At 69.2% G+C, this 16,779-nt stretch carries 13 protein-coding genes; 3 read left to right on the forward strand and 10 right to left on the reverse strand.

The genetic code is table 11. The features are described from left to right. The first annotated feature begins 143 nt into the window (after positions 1 to 143). The 3 genes from F0357_RS06360 (at position 144) to F0357_RS06370 (ending at position 3,188) form a co-directional block, all read left to right on the forward strand. Complete coding sequence (locus F0357_RS06360) at positions 144 to 1,379, forward strand: quaternary amine ABC transporter ATP-binding protein (protein WP_153479582.1); 1,236 nt, start codon at positions 144 to 146, stop codon at positions 1,377 to 1,379. A 2-nt stretch (positions 1,380 to 1,381) separates the two neighbouring features. Continuing rightward, positions 1,382 to 2,236 (forward strand): ABC transporter permease, encoded by an 855-nt coding sequence (locus F0357_RS06365; protein WP_153479583.1) that lies wholly within the window; start codon positions 1,382 to 1,384, stop codon positions 2,234 to 2,236. A gap of 100 nt (positions 2,237 to 2,336) precedes the next feature. Then, positions 2,337 to 3,188: a glycine betaine ABC transporter substrate-binding protein gene (locus F0357_RS06370; RefSeq protein ID WP_153479584.1), complete on the forward strand. Its 852-nt coding sequence runs from the start codon at positions 2,337 to 2,339 to the stop codon at positions 3,186 to 3,188. Positions 3,189 to 3,289: 101 nt separating this feature from the next. Here F0357_RS06370 and F0357_RS06375 read toward each other — a convergent pair whose 3' ends face one another. From F0357_RS06375 to F0357_RS06420, 10 genes are all read right to left on the reverse strand, one after another. Further along, positions 3,290 to 6,250 carry a bifunctional [glutamine synthetase] adenylyltransferase/[glutamine synthetase]-adenylyl-L-tyrosine phosphorylase gene (locus tag F0357_RS06375; protein WP_153479585.1) on the reverse strand — a complete coding sequence of 987 codons (2,961 nt, stop codon included), beginning with the start codon at positions 6,248 to 6,250 and terminating at the stop codon, positions 3,290 to 3,292. Continuing rightward, on the reverse strand, positions 6,247 to 7,707 hold the full coding sequence (locus F0357_RS06380) for a sensor histidine kinase (protein ID WP_153479586.1): 1,461 nt from the start codon (positions 7,705 to 7,707) through the stop codon (positions 6,247 to 6,249). Before F0357_RS06380 ends, F0357_RS06375 begins: the two co-directional genes overlap by 4 nt. Before the next feature lie 31 nt (positions 7,708 to 7,738). Further along, positions 7,739 to 8,419 carry a response regulator transcription factor gene (locus tag F0357_RS06385; protein WP_153479587.1) on the reverse strand — a complete coding sequence of 227 codons (681 nt, stop codon included), beginning with the start codon at positions 8,417 to 8,419 and terminating at the stop codon, positions 7,739 to 7,741. 243 nt (positions 8,420 to 8,662) lie between these two features. After that, positions 8,663 to 10,228, reverse strand: a complete 1,566-nt coding sequence (locus F0357_RS06390) for a Do family serine endopeptidase (RefSeq protein ID WP_153479588.1) — start codon at positions 10,226 to 10,228, stop codon at positions 8,663 to 8,665. 96 nt (positions 10,229 to 10,324) lie between these two features. Continuing rightward, on the reverse strand, positions 10,325 to 10,864 hold the full coding sequence (locus F0357_RS06395) for a cytochrome c-type biogenesis protein (protein ID WP_153479589.1): 540 nt from the start codon (positions 10,862 to 10,864) through the stop codon (positions 10,325 to 10,327). A 4-nt stretch (positions 10,865 to 10,868) separates the two neighbouring features. Beyond that, entirely contained in the window at positions 10,869 to 12,845 is a 1,977-nt protein-coding gene (locus tag F0357_RS06400) for a heme lyase CcmF/NrfE family subunit (protein ID WP_153479590.1), read from the reverse strand. Beyond that, positions 12,842 to 13,303 (reverse strand): cytochrome c maturation protein CcmE, encoded by a 462-nt coding sequence (gene ccmE, locus F0357_RS06405; protein ID WP_153479591.1) that lies wholly within the window; start codon positions 13,301 to 13,303, stop codon positions 12,842 to 12,844. The genes F0357_RS06400 and ccmE overlap by 4 nt, the downstream gene beginning before the upstream one ends. 114 nt (positions 13,304 to 13,417) lie before the next feature. Continuing rightward, complete coding sequence (gene ccmI, locus F0357_RS06410) at positions 13,418 to 14,524, reverse strand: c-type cytochrome biogenesis protein CcmI (protein ID WP_153479592.1); 1,107 nt, start codon at positions 14,522 to 14,524, stop codon at positions 13,418 to 13,420. 199 nt (positions 14,525 to 14,723) lie between these two features. Beyond that, complete coding sequence (locus F0357_RS25140; RefSeq protein ID WP_153479593.1) at positions 14,724 to 15,188, reverse strand: RT0821/Lpp0805 family surface protein; 465 nt, start codon at positions 15,186 to 15,188, stop codon at positions 14,724 to 14,726. A 170-nt stretch (positions 15,189 to 15,358) separates the two neighbouring features. Beyond that, positions 15,359 to 16,762: an ATP-binding protein gene (locus F0357_RS06420; RefSeq protein ID WP_312861480.1), complete on the reverse strand. Its 1,404-nt coding sequence runs from the start codon at positions 16,760 to 16,762 to the stop codon at positions 15,359 to 15,361. Between the last annotated feature and the right edge of the window lie 17 nt (positions 16,763 to 16,779).

Genomic DNA, 16,779 nt, shown 5'->3' on the forward strand with positions numbered 1-16,779 from the left:
CGTCGCTTCAGGCCGCCCGATCTGTCGCTTTCGTACAATCTCCACGCGTCGCCGGCATTCAAGCTCACCCTATGCGACGCCTCAGGAGGCGCGCCAAGGCCCCGGTCGTTCAGAGGGCCAACTCCAGAGGGCAACGTGGCTTCATGACGCGACCAGCGGCAGCGCGGGATGCGCTCGTCCATTCGTCCGATCAGCCGATCAGGGTCCGCTTGGAGGCCCTGACGAAAATCTTCGGGCCCTCCCCCGCGGCGGCGCAGACGCTGCTCGACCGGGGTGCGAGCCGGGCTGAGATCCAGAAGGAGACCGGCTGCGTGGTCGGCCTCCACGATGTCTCCTTCGATGTCCGCGAGGGCGAGATCCTCATCGTCATGGGGCTCAGCGGCAGCGGCAAATCGACGACGCTCCGCTGCATCAACCGGCTGATCGAGCCGACCAGCGGGCGGGTCGTCGTCGACGGCACCGATGTCACCGGCCTCTCGGAGCGCGATCTCCTCGCCTTCCGCCGCCGTAAGTTCGGCATGGTCTTTCAGCAGTTCGCCCTGTTCCCGCACCGCTCCATCCTGAGCAACGTGGAATATGGCCTCGAGATCCAGGGCACCCCGGCCGCGGCGCGGCGCGACCGGGCCATGGCCGCGATCGAGCAGGTCGGCCTCAAGGGCTGGGAGACCGCCTTCCCGGCGCAGCTCTCCGGCGGCATGCAGCAGCGCGCCGGCCTCGCCCGTGCGCTCGCCATCGACCCCGACATCCTGCTCATGGACGAAGCCTTCAGCGCGCTCGATCCGCTGATCCGCCGGGACATGCAGGGAGAACTCGTCGCCCTTCAGCAGCGCCTGCGCAAGACGATCGTGTTCGTCTCCCACGATCTCGACGAGGCGATCGCCCTCGGCGGGCGAATCGTGCTGATGCGCGACGGCCGCATCGTCCAGCAGGGCTCGGCGCTCTCGTTCCTCGTTGATCCCGCCGACGATTATGTCGAGCGCTTCGTCTCCCACATCGACGTGCTCGGCGTGCTGACCGCCGCCGACATCATGGAGGAGGTGCCGGTCGCCCTCGCCGAATCGGCGGGGGACGCCGACATCGCCGCCGCGTTCGCGCGAACCGGCGCCCGCTTCGGATTCCTCGTCGACGCCGCCGGGCGGCCGACGGCGTCCCTGTCGGCCGGGGGCGCCGGCCGCGCCAAGCCCCACATCGTGCGTAGCGGCGAAACGCTCCGCTCCACGCTCGGCGTGCTCGCCCGCGACGGCCACGCGGTGGCGGTGATCGACGGCGACGGCGGCCTCATCGGGCTCCTCAGCGAGCACGGCGTCGTGGCGGCCCTCGCCGCGCAGCACCGGCGCACCCGCGCGCGGCAAGACGCGGCCCAAGGACCGGAGGCGTGACCATGGATTGGACCATTCCACGCTTTCCGCTCGCCGATCTCTGCGACGTCGCGCTCGATTGGCTGACGAGCCACTTCTCCGGGGTCACCCGCGGCATCAGCCACGCCGTCTCGGGCTGGATCGAGGCGGCCACCGGCGCCCTCGTCGCGATGCCGCCCTGGCTTCTGATGATCATCGCGGCCCTCCTGGTGTGGTGGCTCGCCGGCCGCCGCGTCGCGATCCTCACCGCCGCCGGCTTCGCCTTCCTGTGGGATCTCGATCTCTGGGAGCCGACCGTCGAGACGGTGGTGCTCGTGCTGTTCTCGACCTTCGTCGCGCTCCTCATCGGCGTGCCGATCGGCATCTTCGCTGCGCTGCGGCCGCGGCTCTGGAGAGGCGTCAGCCCGTTCCTCGACATGATGCAGACGATGCCGTCGTTCGTGTACCTGATCCCGGCGATCCCCTTCTTCGGCCTCGGCGCGGTGTCGGCCTGTTTCGCCACGATCGTCTTCGCGATGCCGCCGACGATCCGCCTCACCGCCCTCGGCATTCTCCAGACGCCCGAGAGCCTCATCGAGGCGGCGGACGCGTTCGGCTCGAGCCGCTGGCAGAAGCTCGTGAAGGTTCAATTGCCGCTCGCCATCCCGACCATCATGGCCGGTATCAACCAGACCATCATGCTCGCCCTCTCGATGGTGGTGATCGCCGCCATGATCGGCGCAGGCGGGCTCGGCGGCGAGGTGTGGCGGGCCATCCAGCGGCTCGAAGCGGGGGCGGGATTCGCCGCCGGCTTCGCCATCGTGGTGCTCGCCATCATCCTCGACCGTGTCACCCAGAAGATCGCCAAGCGGCTCCAAGCCGACCGGCATGCCGGCTGAGCCGCCACGCGAACCGCCGCGCGCCAAGCACGCGGCCACGAAGGCGGAACCGAAGCGTTCCCCGACCAGAGGCGTTCCAAAACCAGAGGAAGGAGCGGAGATGCTGAAGACCCTGACGAAGCTCGCGAGTTGCGCCGCGATGATGCTCGGTCTCGCCGCCGGCGCCGCGCAGGCGGCCGGCAAGGACGTCACCATCGCCTATGTCGAATGGTCCGACACGGTGGTGGCGACGAACATCGTGAAGACCCTGCTCGAGGAGAAGGGTTACACGGTCAAGGCCGTTCCGCTCTCGGCGGCGGCGATGTGGCAGGCGGTCGCCTCCGGTGAGGCCGACGCGATGCTCGCCGCGTGGCTGCCGACGACCCACGGCGCCTACTACGCCAAGCTCAAGGACGACGTCGTCAATCTCGGCCCGAACGCGACCGGCGCCAAGATCGGCCTCGCGGTGCCGACTTATGTGAAGGACGTCAACTCGATCGAGGATCTGAACGCCCACGCCAAGGAATTCGACGACAAGATCATCGGCATCGATCCCGGCGCCGGCCTGATGAAGGCGACCGAGAAGGCGATCAAGGACTACGGGCTGAAGCTCAAGCTCGTCGAAGGCAGCGACGCCACCATGACCGGCGCCCTGAAGGACGCCTATACGCGCGAGCAGCCGATCGTGGTGACGGCGTGGACCCCGCACTGGATGTTCGCCAAGTACAAGCTCAAATACCTCGCCGATCCGAAGGGCGTGTTCGGCGGCGACGAGACGGTGAACACCATCGTCCGCAAGGGGCTCGAGAAGGACATGCCGGAGGTCTACAAGATCCTCGACAACTTCCAGATCTCCCTCGACGACGAGCAGACCGTGATGGTGTGGAACGAGGAGAAGGGCGCGAACCCGGCCGCGACCGCCAAGAAGTGGATCACCGAGAACAAGGCCAAGGTCGACGCCTGGCTGAAATGAGCCGGCCGAGGTGAGCCGGGCATCCCGGCCCTGACGATGTCCCCGCCCGGTTCCGGCAAGGAACCGGGCGGTCGTCGTTTCGGAGGAGGGCCGCGGACCGCTCAGCCTTCGCGGACCGGGCCGATGAGGCGGTCGAAGGTGGCGCGCACGGCGGCTTCGGTCTCGACGAGGAGGGCTTCAGCGGCAGCGAAGGACGGCGCCGCGGCGGCACGGGCGATGAGGTCGAGCACGCCGCGGGGCACCGAATCGGCCTTGAACGGCCCCTCGACGGCGAGCCGCAGCACCTGGGTCAACGCCTGATAGAGCCCGATCGCCGGCACGAGGATGTCGGCGTCACCCGGCGCGAGGAGCCCCGTCTCGGCGAGGTGCGCGAGCGCCCGCGCGGTGGTCTGGATCACGCTGTCGGGCCGCGCGGCGGCGTTCGCAAGCATCAGATATTGGGCGAGGAATTCGACGTCGATGAGCCCGCCCGGTGCGACCTTGATATCCCAGGGATCGGACGAGCCCTTGTCCCGCTCGATGCGGCGGCGCATCTCCAGGACGTCGCCGGCGAGATCGGCGCGGGGGCGGCCGACGGCGGTGTGGATCGCGGCATTGACCCGGGCGATCAGGTCGGCATGGCCGGCAATCGGCCGCGCCCGCGTCAGCGCCATCTGCTCCCAGGTCCACGCCTCGGTCGCCTGATAGGCCTCGAAGCCGCGGATGTGGGTCGCGAGCGGCCCCGCATTGCCGGACGGGCGGAGGCGGAAATCCACCTCGTAGAGCGTCCCCTCCCCGGTCGGCGCGCTCAAGGCGGCGACGAGGCGCTGGGTCAGGCGAGCATAATATTGGCTCGGTGCGAGCGGCCGGGGGCCGTCCGAATGCTCGGCACCCTCGTCGTGGTCGTACAACAGGATGAGATCGAGATCGGAGGCCGCCGTCATCTCGCGCCCGCCGAGCTTGCCCATCGCGACCAGGGCGATCTGACCGCCGGGAACGTGGCCGTGCTGGCGCGCGAGTTCGTCGGAGGCCGCCGCGAGCAGACCGCGCACCACGACGTCGGCGAGCGCCGCATAGGCCTCGCCGGCGGCCTCCGGCGCGATGGTGCCGGTGAGCACGCGGACGCCGATCAGGAAGGCCTGCTCCTGGCCGAAGATGCGGGCACGGTCGAGCCGTTCCTCGTAGGAGCGCGCCTCATTGATCGAGCGGGCGAAGCGCGTCCCGAGATCGACCTCGTCGGGCACCGTGTCGAAGAAGGCCGGATCGAGCAGGGCATCGAGCACCCGCGGCCGGCGCGTGAGCACCGCCGCAAGACGCGGCGCGGCGCCCATGATGAGGGCGATAAGGTCGAGCAGCGCCGGATGGGAGCACAAGAGCGAGAAAAGCTGCACGCCGGCGGGAAGCTGCGACAGGAAGCGGTCGAAGGCGTGGAAGGCGGCGTCGGCGTTGTCGGTGCGGGCGAACGCGCCGAGCAAGGCGGGTATGAGTTCGGTCAACCGCTCGCGGGCCCGGCTCGATCGTACCGCCCGGTAGCGGCCGAAATGCCAGGCGCGGATCGCCCGGGCGACCTCGGAGGGCTGGCGAAAGCCTATCGCCGCCAAGTGCTCGATCGTCGCCGGGTCGTCGTCGCTGCCGGTGAACACGAGGTCGCCGCCCTCCCCGCCGAGATCGGGAGCGCTCTCGAACAGGCGGACATAATGGCGCTGCACCGCCTCGAGGTGCTCGCGGAGCCGCTCCGCGAAGTGGCTGGGGTCCCCGAAGCCCATCATCCAGGCGATCCGTGCGAGGCCGGCTTCGTCCTCGGGCAGGGTGTGGCTCTGGGCGTCGCGCTCCATCTGAATGCGGTGTTCGACGGCGCGCAGGAACACGTAGGCCGCATCGAGTTCGTCGCGGGCCGCGGGCTCGATCCAGCCGAGCTCGGCGAGCATCGCAAGCATCGCGCGGGTGGAGCGCCCGCGCAGCCGTGGCTCGCGTCCGCCGGCGATGAGCTGCTGGGTCTGGACGAAGAACTCGATCTCGCGGATGCCGCCGCGCCCGAGCTTCACGTTGTGCCCGGCGACCGCGATGACGCCGTGCCCCTTCACCGCGTTGATCTGTCGCTTGATCGAATGGACGTCGGCGATCGAGGCGTAATCGAACGACTTGCGCCAGATGAAGGGGCGGATCTCGGCGAGGAAGGCGGTTCCGGCCGCAATGTCGCCGGCGCAGGGCCGCGCCTTGATGAGGGCGGCGCGCTCCCAGTTCTGCCCCATACTCTCGTAATATTGCAGGGCGGCGGGGAGCGAGATGGCGAGCGGGGTGGCCCCGGGATCGGGCCGGAGCCGCAGGTCGGTGCGGAAGACGTAGCCGTCCGCGGTGCGGTCCTGGAGGATGCGGACGAGCCGCCGCGTCAGGCGCACGAAGAAGGTGCCCGCCTCGTCGGGATCGGCGAGGCCGGCCCGCTCGGCGTCGTACATCACGATGAGGTCGATATCGCTCGAATAGTTGAGCTCGAAGGCGCCGTGCTTGCCCATCGCAAGCACGACATAGCCGTGCTCCTCGGCCGGACGCTCCGGATGGTCGCGGGCGACCTTCCCCTGGGCGGCGGCATCGGTCATCAGGAAGCGCACCGCGCTCTGGACGGCGGCATCGGCGAAGCGGCTCAGGGCATCCGTGACCTGACCGACGTTCCAGACGCCGCCGAGATCGGCGAGGGCGATCGTGAGCGCGACCTCCTGCTTGAGGCGGCGCAGCACCGCCATCGTCTCCGCCTCGCCGGGCTGGCGCAGGGCGGCGGCGGCGATCGCCTCCTCGACGATGCGCTCCGGGCTTTCGAACAGGATGCGGTCGAGCCGGGGAAGATCGAGGCGGACAAGATCGCGCAGGAAGGGCGCGTCGGCGCAGGCGGCGACGACGAGCCGGGCGGCGTGCGCGTCGCCCTCGAGACACGCGGCAAGCCCGGGGCGGTCCGCAGCGCGGGCGAGCGCGACGAGATCGGCGGCGACGGCGGAGAGGGCCTCCGGGTCGGCCTTCGGCACGAGGCGCACCCGCGCCGCCAGCGCGGCGGCGCCGTTCCCCTTCTCCAGCCCGGATGTCTCGGTCATTCCACGTCCGCGTTCGCTGCCTCGGCGGGCCCGGGCGGCGGAGCGATCGGCAGGACCAGCCGGATGGCGAGCCCCGGCGCCGCGTCGCCGAGCACGAGTTCACCCTTGTGCAGCGATGCGACCGCCTGCACAAGGCTGAGGCCGAGACCGGAGCCCGGCGCCGAGCGGCTCGCCTCGAGCCGGACGAAGCGCTGAACGACGCGCTCCCGATCCTGCGCCGGAACGCCGGGACCGTTGTCGGCGACCTCGACGATCGCATGTCCGTCGGTCACCGTGAGCGTGATCCGTACCGCCGGCGGGATGCTCTCGTCGGTCGGCTTGCCGTATTTGAACGCGTTGTCGACCAGATTGGCGATCGCCTGGGCGATCAGCTCGCGGTGGCCGATCACCCAGAGCCCCGGCGTGACGGCGACCTTCACCGCGACGTCGATCTCCTCGCCGGCCGGCTCGTAGAGCTCGCCGACCTCGCCGACGATCTCGGACAGATCGGTCGGCACCGCTTCGAGCCCGGCGGAGCCGGCCTCCACCCGCGCGATGCGCAGAAGCGCCTCGAAGGTGCGGATAAGCGAGTCGGAGTCCTCGATGCTCGCGCCGATCACCTCGCGATAGTCCGCCTCGTCCGGATCGCGGCGCAGGGTCTCTTCGAGGCGGTTGCGCAGCCGGGTCAGCGGCGTCTTGAGATCGTGGGCGATGTTGTCGGAGACCTCCTTGAGGCCCCGCATCAACTGCTCGATGCGCTCGAGCATGGCGTTGAGGCTCTCGGCGAGGCGATCGAACTCGTCGCCGGAGCCGTCGATATGGAGGCGTCCCGACAGATCGCCGTCCATGATACGGCGCGAAGTTTCGGCCACGGCGTCGATCCGCTTCAGCACCCGCCGGCTGACGAACAGCCAGGTCAGCAAGCCGAGCAGCAGGAAGACGCCGATCGAGAACCAATAGGCCCGCTTGACGATGTGGTCGAAGCGGTCGCGCTCGGCGAGATCGCGGCCGACCAGAAGACGGAAGCCCCCGGGCAGAACGAACACGCGCACCAGCGCAGATGCTTGGCCGCCGACCCGGGGCTGGCCGCCGTCTTCGTCCTGGAAGCGGACATAGGGCACCGGCTGGGGCGCCCCGTCGGGCGATTCGAGCACGGAGCTCGGCACGTCCGCGACGTTGCCGGCGAGCCGATTGCCGGCGAAATCGGTCAAGAGATAGAGACTCGCGCCCGGCGCCCGGGAGCGCACGTCGACGACGCGGATGAGGCGGACGATTCCCCCGCTCTTGTATTGCTCCGCGAGGCCCTGGATCTCGGCGTCGATCGTCTCCCTCATCTGCTTGGTGAGGAGTTCCGACGTGTTGTAGCCGATATAGACGATCAGGAAGACGGAGAGCGCGGCGAACACCGCGAAATAGAGCGCCGACAGCTTGAGGGCCGTCGTGCGGAAGAAGCGCGTCACGCCGCCGGCCACAATCATCGCTCCCCGCCAGGTCCGGGATCAAAAAGCCTCAGCGCAGGCCGTCCCGCACCATATAGCCCGCGCCGCGCACCGTGTGGATCAGCGGGCGCTCGAACCCCTTGTCGATCTTCGAGCGCAGCCGCGAGACGTGCACGTCGATCACGTTCGTCTGCGGATCGAAATGGTAATCCCAAACATTCTCGAGCAGCATCGTGCGGGTGACGACCTGCCCGGCATTCTTCATCAGATATTCGAGGAGGCGGAATTCCCGCGGCTGGAGCGGAATCTCCTGGCCGCCGCGGGTGACCGTGTGGGAGAGCCGGTCGAGCTCGAGGTCGCCGACCTTGTAGGTGGTATCGACTTCCGCCGGGCGGGAGCGGCGCCCCAAAGCCTCAACGCGGGCGAGCAGTTCGGTGAAGGCGTAGGGCTTCGTCAGATAATCGTCGCCGCCGGCGCGCAGGCCGGTCACCCGGTCGTCGACCTGACCGAGGGCGGAGAGGATCAGCGCCGGCGTCCGATCGCCACGGCCGCGCATCTCTTCGATGATCGACAGGCCGTCGCGGTGCGGCAGCATGCGATCGACGACCACCACATCGAAGCCGCCGGCCTCGACCGCGATCGCGCCTGCCGCCCCGTCGGCGGCGTGCTCAGGCGTGTGCCCCGCCTCGCGCAGACCGCGCACGAGGTAGGCCGCCGCCTCCTTGTCGTCTTCGATGACCAGAATCCGCATGCTCATCACTTTAAGCCGCTTTTTGATTCCTTGGGAATCGCTTGGCGATCGTGGTGGGGTTTTTCGCGGGCCTGATCCTGTGGATCGCGCGGGAGGCGGGAAAGGAAGGTGAGACGGCAGGGTCCTTGAGAACCCGATCCCTGCCGTCTCGGATGCCGATGCGGTGGGGGCGACGACAACCGCAGCAGCATCAGCTCGTCGCCCACCGCGCATCGGCGGCGGGCCAGCATCTCGACGCTGCGGTCAGGCCTTGGCGACCGGAACCGCGACGAAGCGGAGCTGAGTGCCGCTCTTGAGCTGCATCAGCACGGCCTTCTTGCCTTCGGCCTTGGCGGTGTCGACACCGGCGCTCACATCGCTCGGCTTGGCGACCGCCTTGCCGCCGACCGAGAGGATCACGTCGCCGACCTGGATGCCCTTGTCGGCGGCCGGACCGTTCGGATCGACGCTGACGACGGCGACGCCCTTGTCGCTGGGCGAGCCGCTGACGTCGGAGGCCGGCGCGACCGAGAGGCCGAGCTTGCCCACGCTGTCGCCGCCGCTGTTGTCGTCGGCGCTCGCCTGCTGCTGCTGATCCGGCAGCTTGCCGAGCTTGACCTGGATGTCCTGCGCCTTGCCGTCACGCCACACCGAGAGGGTGACGTTGGTGCCGGGCGAATAGGCGGCGATCTTGCGGGCGAGATCGCGCGGGCTGTCCACGGTCTTGCCGTCCACCGAGAGGATGGCGTCACCGGTCTTCACGCCGGCCGCGATCGCCGGGCTGCCGTCCTGGCTGTCTGCGACGAGGGCGCCCTTGTCGCTCTTGAGGCCGAGGCTCTCGGCGATCTCGTCGGTGATCGGCTGGATCTGCACGCCGAGCCAGCCGCGGGTGACCGAGCCGTGCTCCTTGAGGTCGGCCACGATCTGCTGGACCGTCGCCGCCGGAATGTCGAAGCCGATGCCGACCGAGCCGCCGGTGGGCGAATAGATCGCGGTGTTCATGCCGACGACGTCGCCCTTCAGGTTGAAGGTCGGGCCACCGGAATTGCCCTTGTTGATCGGGGCGTCGATCTGGATGAAGTCGTCGTAGGGACCGGCGCCGATGTCGCGGCCGCGGGCCGAAACGATGCCCGCCGTGACCGTGTTGCCGAGGCCGAACGGGTTGCCGACCGCGATCACCCAGTCGCCGACGCGGCTGTCGCCCTCGGCGAACTTCACGAACGGGAAGTCCTTGTCCTTGCCGCCGTCGACCTTGATGAGCGCGACGTCGGTCTTCTCGTCGGTGCCGATGACCTTGGCGGTGTAGGTCTTGCCGTCGTTGGTCAGCACCGTCACCTCGGTCGCCTTGTCGACGACATGGTTGTTGGTGACGATGTAGCCGTCGGCGGAGATGAAGAAGCCGGAGCCCTGGCCCATCACGACGTTGTGGGGCGAGCGGCCGCCGTCGGCACCGCCGCGGTTGGCGCCGCCCTTGCCGAACGGAATGCCGAACTGCTTGAACCACGGCGGCAACTGCATGCCGCCATTGTCACCGCCCTCGTCATCTCCCCCCTGGAAGCTCGAGGTCTGCGGGCCCATGTCGGCCTTGACGCGGATCGATACGACCGCCGGCTGAACCGCGGCGACGACGTCGGCGAAGCTCGGCATCTGCTGCGCGGTCGCCTGCGGAACGGTGACGGCGGCGGCCTGGGCGGCGCCCGACTGCGCCATCAGCGCTTCGGAGGCGAGACCGCCCACGAGAGCGAGCGACAGCGCGCCCGCCAGCAGCGCCGAGCGGCGGCGGCGCAGGAGGGAAGACTTCGGAGAGTGCGGAAGGGGGGAAATGGCCATCGGCGGGTCCTTGGCGGTCTACTCGAAACGGCGCCGGCGTGTTGCCGAGCGTTGAGAGAACCCTGCCAATGGGCGCCTTACGGCAGCCTGTCCGGCTTATGAAATCTTGGTAATCTCGCGGGCGAGGATGGCGGATTCGCCGTCGCCCTTCGGCGCCGGCGGCTTGCGGCCGAGAAGCCGGGCGATTTCCGCCTTTTCCGCCTCGGTGAGCGGGTCTTCGGCGTGCGAGGCTTCGCCCTCGCGCCGCGCGCGGCGCCAGGCGACGAGCGCGGCGATCAGCCCGATGACCAGAAGCACTGGCGCGGTGAGCCACAATACGAGCGTGCGCGGCTCGAAGCGGGGCTTCAGAAGCACGAACTCGCCATAGCGTGAGACGAGATAATCGAAGACTTGGCGATTGCTGTCGCCGGCCTTCAGCCGGTCGCGCACGAGGACGCGGAGGTCGCGCGCGAGCGGCGCCTCCGAATCGTCGATCGATTCGTTCTGGCAGACCATGCAGCGCAATTCGGACGTGATCGTCCGCGCCCGGGCCTCGAGCTTCGCGTCGGGGAGGACCTCGTCGGGCTGAACGGCTCCCGCAGTGCCCGCGGCAGCGATCAGAAGACCGGCCGCGAGCACCAACGTCGTGCGTTTCATCACATTACTCCGCCGCCGCCACCGCGCGCCGCGCGGGTTCGGGAACGCCTATGCGCATTCGGCGATCACTGAGGGACAAGGCTCCACCGATCGCCATGACGATCGCCCCGAGCCAGATGAGGGTTACGAGCGGCTTCACATAAGCCCGCATGGCGACCGAGCCGTCGGCGCCGAGATCGCCGAGGGCGACGTAGACCTGGGAGAGGCCGAGCGTGACGATGCCGGTCTCGCTGGTCGTCATCTGCCGGGTCGCGTAGGTGCGCTTCGACGGCGTCAGGGTTGCGACGACGCGGCCGCCTTGCCGAAGAGTGAACGTCGCGACCGCGGCCTCGAAATCGCCGGCGGCGCTGCGCGTCAGACCGTCGAACGTGAGGGTATAGCCCGCGAGCGGCACGCTCCCGCCGACCGGAACCGTCGCGATCCTCTCGGTCTGGAAGGACGAGGTCGCGACGATGCCGAGCAGGCTCACCCCGAGCCCCATATGGCCGAGGGTGGTCCCCCACGACGACCGCGGCAGGCCGACGAGGCGACGCATGCCGTTGCCGAGCGTCTTCGCGCCGCGGGTCGCCCGCCACAGGGGTTCCCAGAACGCGCCCATTAGGAGCCAGGCCGCGAGCCCGATGCCGAGCGAAGCGAGGATGTGATCGTAGCCGAGCGCCCAGGCGCAGACGGCGACCGTCGCGAGTGCGACGAAGGCGGCGAAGGCGAGGCGCTGGGCGACCCCGAGGAGATCGCCGCGCTTCCAGGCGAGGAACGGCCCGAACGGCACCGCGAGCAGCGCCGGGATCATCAGCGGGGCGAACGTCATGTTGAAGAACGGCGCACCGACCGAGATCTTCTCCCCCGTCAGCGCCTCGAGGGCGAGCGGATAGAGCGTCCCGACGAGCACCGTCGCGCAGGCGGTGGTGAGAAAGAGGTTGTTGAGCACCAGCGCGCCTTCGCGGCTCACCGGCGCGAACAGACCGCCCGCCTTCAAAGCCTGGGCGCGCCACGCGAACAGCGTGAGCGAGCCGCCGATGAAGACGACGAGAATGCCGAGGATGAAGATGCCGCGCGTCGGATCGGTCGCGAAGGCATGGACCGACGTGAGCACGCCCGAGCGGACCAGGAAGGTGCCGAGCAGGGACAGCGAGAAGGTCAGGATGGCGAGCAGCACCGTCCAGATCTTCAGCGCGTCGCGCTTCTCCATCACCAGAGCGGAATGGATCAGCGCCGTGCCGGCGAGCCACGGCATGAACGAGGCGTTTTCGACCGGGTCCCAGAACCACCAGCCGCCCCAGCCGAGCTCGTAATAGGCCCAATAGGAGCCCATCGCGATGCCGAGGGTGAGGAAGACCCAGGCGGCGAGCGTCCACGGCCGCACCCAGCGCGCCCACGCCGCATCGATGCGCCCCTCGATCAGGGCGGCAACGGCGAAGGAGAACGACACCGACATGCCGACATAGCCGAGATAGAGCAGCGGCGGGTGGATCGCGAGGCCGATGTCCTGGAGCAGCGGGTTGAGATCCTGCCCCTCGACCGGCGCCGGCTGGAGGCGCGTGAACGGGTTCGAGGTGAGCAGGATGAAGAGCAGGAAGGCGACGACGATCCAGGCCTGAACGCCGAGCACATTGGCCCGGAGCGTCTGCGGCAGACCGCGGCCGAACAGCGCGACCAGCGCTCCGAACAGCACCAGGATCAGCACCCAGAGCAGCATCGAGCCTTCGTGGTTGCCCCAAACGCCGGTGAACTTGAACAGGAGCGGCATCGCCGAATGGGAGTTCTCGGCGACGTTGAGGAGCGAGAAGTCCGAGCGCACATAGGCGTTCGTCAGCGCGGCGAAGGAGACCGCGATGAGGCCGAACAGGACGCCGGCCACCGGCTCGGCGACGGCCATCAGGCGGTCGTCGCGAACCCGCGCGCCCCACACCGGCACCACCGATTGAACGAGGGCGAGCGCGAGCGCCAGAACAAGGGCGAAATGTCCGATCTCGTCGATCATGGGGCCGCCGATGATGTCTTGGTTTGGCCTTCCTCCCAGACGCCGCGGGCCTTGAGGGCATCCACGACTTCCTTCGGCATATAGCGCTCGTCGTGCTTGGCGAGCACGGTGTCGGCGTGGAAGCGGCCGTCGGGCGCGATCGTGCCCTCGGCCACCACGCCCTGCCCCTCGCGGAACAGGTCCGGCAGCAGGCCGACATAGGTCACCGGGATCTGGTGCGCCGTATCCGTCACCACGAAATCGACCTTCTCACCACCGCTCTTCACCACGCTGCCGGCGAGCACGAGCCCGCCGAGGCGGATCCGGTCGCCGGGCGCAACGTGGAGAGTGGCGAGGTCCGTCGGCGACCGGAAGAACACGATCTCGTCCTTCAGGGCGGTCAGAACCAGGGCGGCCGCCGCCGCGAGGACGACACCGCACAATCCGATCAGCGTCAAACGTCGCTGCTTTCGGGTCATTCCCTCTGTCCGTTTCCCGGCGGCGGGGCCGCCTTGTTGTTTATAGCACCGCGAAGGAGTCCGGAGGCTGTCGTCCGAACGAAGCGGGCCGTTTGATGCCCACTTTATGGCGCATCAATTGGGCTGATCCATGGAGCGTGCGGCGTCGTCGATGCGGCCGGCCGCCACATCGTCGCCCGGGAACGCCGCTTTCGCCAGCGCCGCCGCCGATTTGGCCTGTGCCGTATCGCCGAGGACCGCGTAGGAGCGGATCAGGCGGAGCCATTCGTCGATCGTGCCGCCCTGCGTCTTCAAGCGCTGATCGAGGCCCGCCACCATCTGCTCGATCATCGCCCGGCGTTCGGCCGGCGGCATCGCCGCGATGGGTTCGCCGCCGGCGGGCACGCCCGCGTCGGCAGCCCCCGCCGGTGCCGGCTGGCCGGTCAGCTTGGCGAGTTGGGCCCGCGCCACCTTGGCCCAGGGTTCGTCACCCCGCGCATCCTTGAGGAGCTCTCGCCACGCCGTGATCGCCTCGCCGTTGCGGCCGGATTGGGTGAGGCCGAGGGCGATGTAGAAGCGCGGCTTGACCGCCGACGGATCGCCGGTCGCGGCGGACTGGAACGCATCCCACGCCCGGCGTGTCACGATGCCGCCGGCGACGGCGGTGAGGCTCTCGCCGAGCCCCGCCTCGAGCACCGGGTCCTCGCCTTCGAGGCGAATCGCATTGCGGTAGGCTTCCGCCGCGTCCTGGGCGCGCCCGAGCTGAAGATAGATCGGCGCCACCACCCGCCAGCCGCGCGCATCGTCCGGATCGGCCGCGAGACGCTTCTCGACCTGGGCCAGCAAGCCGGAGAGATCGTTGGGGAAGCTCATCGCCCGCTCGTCGAGCGGCGCATCGGAAAGGGCTGGCCGGCCCTGAAACCAATAGAGCGCGGCGGCGGCGCCCGGCACGAAGAGAACGACCGCGATCATCGCCGCGCGCCGACGCCAGACGCGGACGGCGAGCGCCTGCCGCTCGCGGTTCGCGGCCCGCAGCAGGCGGCGCCCGACCTCGGCCCGCGCCGCCTCGGCGTCGGCGGGCGAAAGGACGCCGCGCATGATCTCGCGCTCGAGCTCGAAAAGCTGAAGGCGGTAGACCGAGACGTCGGCCGCGTCTCCGGATTTTTCGTCGGCGCGCGCGAGCGGCACCAGCACTGCGAGCACCGCCGCCGCGGTCATAATGGCGAAGATGGCCCAGATCACACGAGGTCTGCCGAATTAAGCCCGTATCGATACGTCTCGGACGACCTGGGAAGCTCGACCATCCCAGGTGCGAAGACGACGCGGACCGGAGCGGCCGCGTGTCGTTCCGGTCAGGATGTCACGTCCGCGTACCTTCGCGCTAGAGCTAGGCGCGAAAGGATTTCGTGAAGCTGTCGCGCCTGGGAAGACGGCAGATCGTTCAGGCGAGCGGTTGCCAGGTGCCGTCCGGCTGCCGGCAGGCTGTGCCCTTGATCTCCTGGGTCTGGTCCTCGACCGTCATCGTATGCCGGTAATCGCGGCATTCCTGGTTGTTGACCACGTAGGTCGGCCCGGGAACGACCGACCCGTGAGCGCCCGTATCGGGGTTGTTCCAGGTCACGGGGGCGCCGGTGCGCGACAGTTCGAGCGCGTCGATTTGCGCCTTCGCCGCGGCGATCCGATCGTTGGCGTCCATCGCGCCGAGCACGTTGGCGGGGATGTCCAGCCCGCTCAGCACCTGATCGGCCATCTTCTTGTCCTGCGCCGCGCGCGCAGAGTCCGACGGCTTCGGCGTCGCGAAACCCGGAATGGAGGCACTGACGCTCGACAGATTGCAGCCGCCGAGCAAAATGCTCGCCGACAGGGCGATCATCGCGGGGCTGACGAACTGTCCATGCGCCGCCACGGCGGCCTCCGTCGCTTGCGCTCTTGCAGCGCAGCAAGAGCGTGACTCAAAAAGAAATAATGGCGATCCGCACCGGCAGGGATGATAGCGCGAGGCGGTCGTCGCATGTCACGTGATCGCGGCGGAAATAGGAATTGCCTCGCCGAGTGTGGGGAATGCGTCACACCGCGTTAGACGCCGGGCAGCGTCAGATCGGCCCGCAGCCCACCCGCCGGAGACGCCGCCAGGCTGATCCGGCCGCCATAGACGCGGGCGAGATCGTTGACGATCGCGAGCCCGAGCCCGGAGCCCGGCACCGTCTCATCGAGCCGTTTGCCGCGCTCCAGAACGGCGCTGCGCTGGGCCGGAAGGAGGCCGGGCCCGTCGTCGTCGACGATGAAATGCAGCATCCGCCGATCGCCCGGCGCGGCGACCAAGTCGCAGGTGACCGTGACCGAACGGCGCGCCCACTTGCAGGCATTGTCCATCAGGTTGCCGAGCATCTCGTCGAGATCCTGCCGCTCGCCACGAAAGCGCGCATTGGCCGGATAATGCACCGAGACCGTCAGCCCCTTCGCCTCGTGGATCTTGCGCATCGCCCGGGCGAGGCCCTCCGTCACCGGCCCGATCTCCGTCGCGACGCCGATGATGCGACGCTGCGCCGCGACCCGCGCCCGGTCGAGATCCTCCTGGAGGCGGCTCTGCATCGCCTCGGTCTGCTCGACGATCTTCGCCGCGATCGGCGCGTCCGACGAGCGCGCCTCGTTGAGGATCACGCTGAGCGGCGTCTTCAGGGCGTGGGCGAGGTTGCCGACATGGGTACGGGCCCGCTCCACGATCTCCCCGTTCGATTCGATGAGGGCGTTGAGCTCCTCGACCACCGGCGCGATTTCACGTGGGAAGACGCCCTCGAGGCGCGTGGCGTCGCCGGAGCGGATGGCATAGAGAGCCTTCCGCATCCGTTCGAGCGGCCGCAGGCCGACCCGCACCTGGAGCGCGATCGTCAAGACGAGGCCGAGCCCGAACACCGCCAGCGTCATCGCCACCCGGCTGCCGAAGGTCGCGACATCGCGGGCGACCTCCCCGGCGTCGCCGGCGACCGCGACGGAATAGCGCGAGCCGTCGGCGAGGGTGATCTGGCGCTCGACATAGCGCAGCGCCTCGCCGTCGGGGCCGGTGATGGCGCCGCGCCGGATGAACGCGCCGTCCTCGGTGCGCGGCGGAATGGCGATGGCGTCGCCGGCGAGCGAGGGAGAGGACAGCGCCACGACCCCGCTCTTGAGGCTGCGCACCAGCCAATACCAGCCCGAGAGCGGGAGCCCGAACCGGGGATCGCCGAGATCGCCGGGCTCCCGCAGCGTGTTGTTCGAACCGTCGCCCGCCACCGCGCCGGCGACCAGCGTCTTCAGATAAACGTCGAGCCGCTCGTCGAAGCTGCGCTCGACCGATTGCCGATAGAGCGCGACGAGGATCACGCCCGCCGCGGCGAGCGCAATTGCGCTCCAGACGGTCGAGGTGAAGAAGAGGCGCAGCGCGAGCGAGGTCGAACGCTTCGGATGGGGGCGGCCTCGCTCATCGCCCGGAATCCGCGTCACCGGAGCAACGGGCGGCC

The sequence above is a fragment of the Segnochrobactrum spirostomi genome (genome assembly GCF_009600605.1).
Lineage (GTDB): Bacteria > Pseudomonadota > Alphaproteobacteria > Rhizobiales > Segnochrobactraceae > Segnochrobactrum > Segnochrobactrum spirostomi.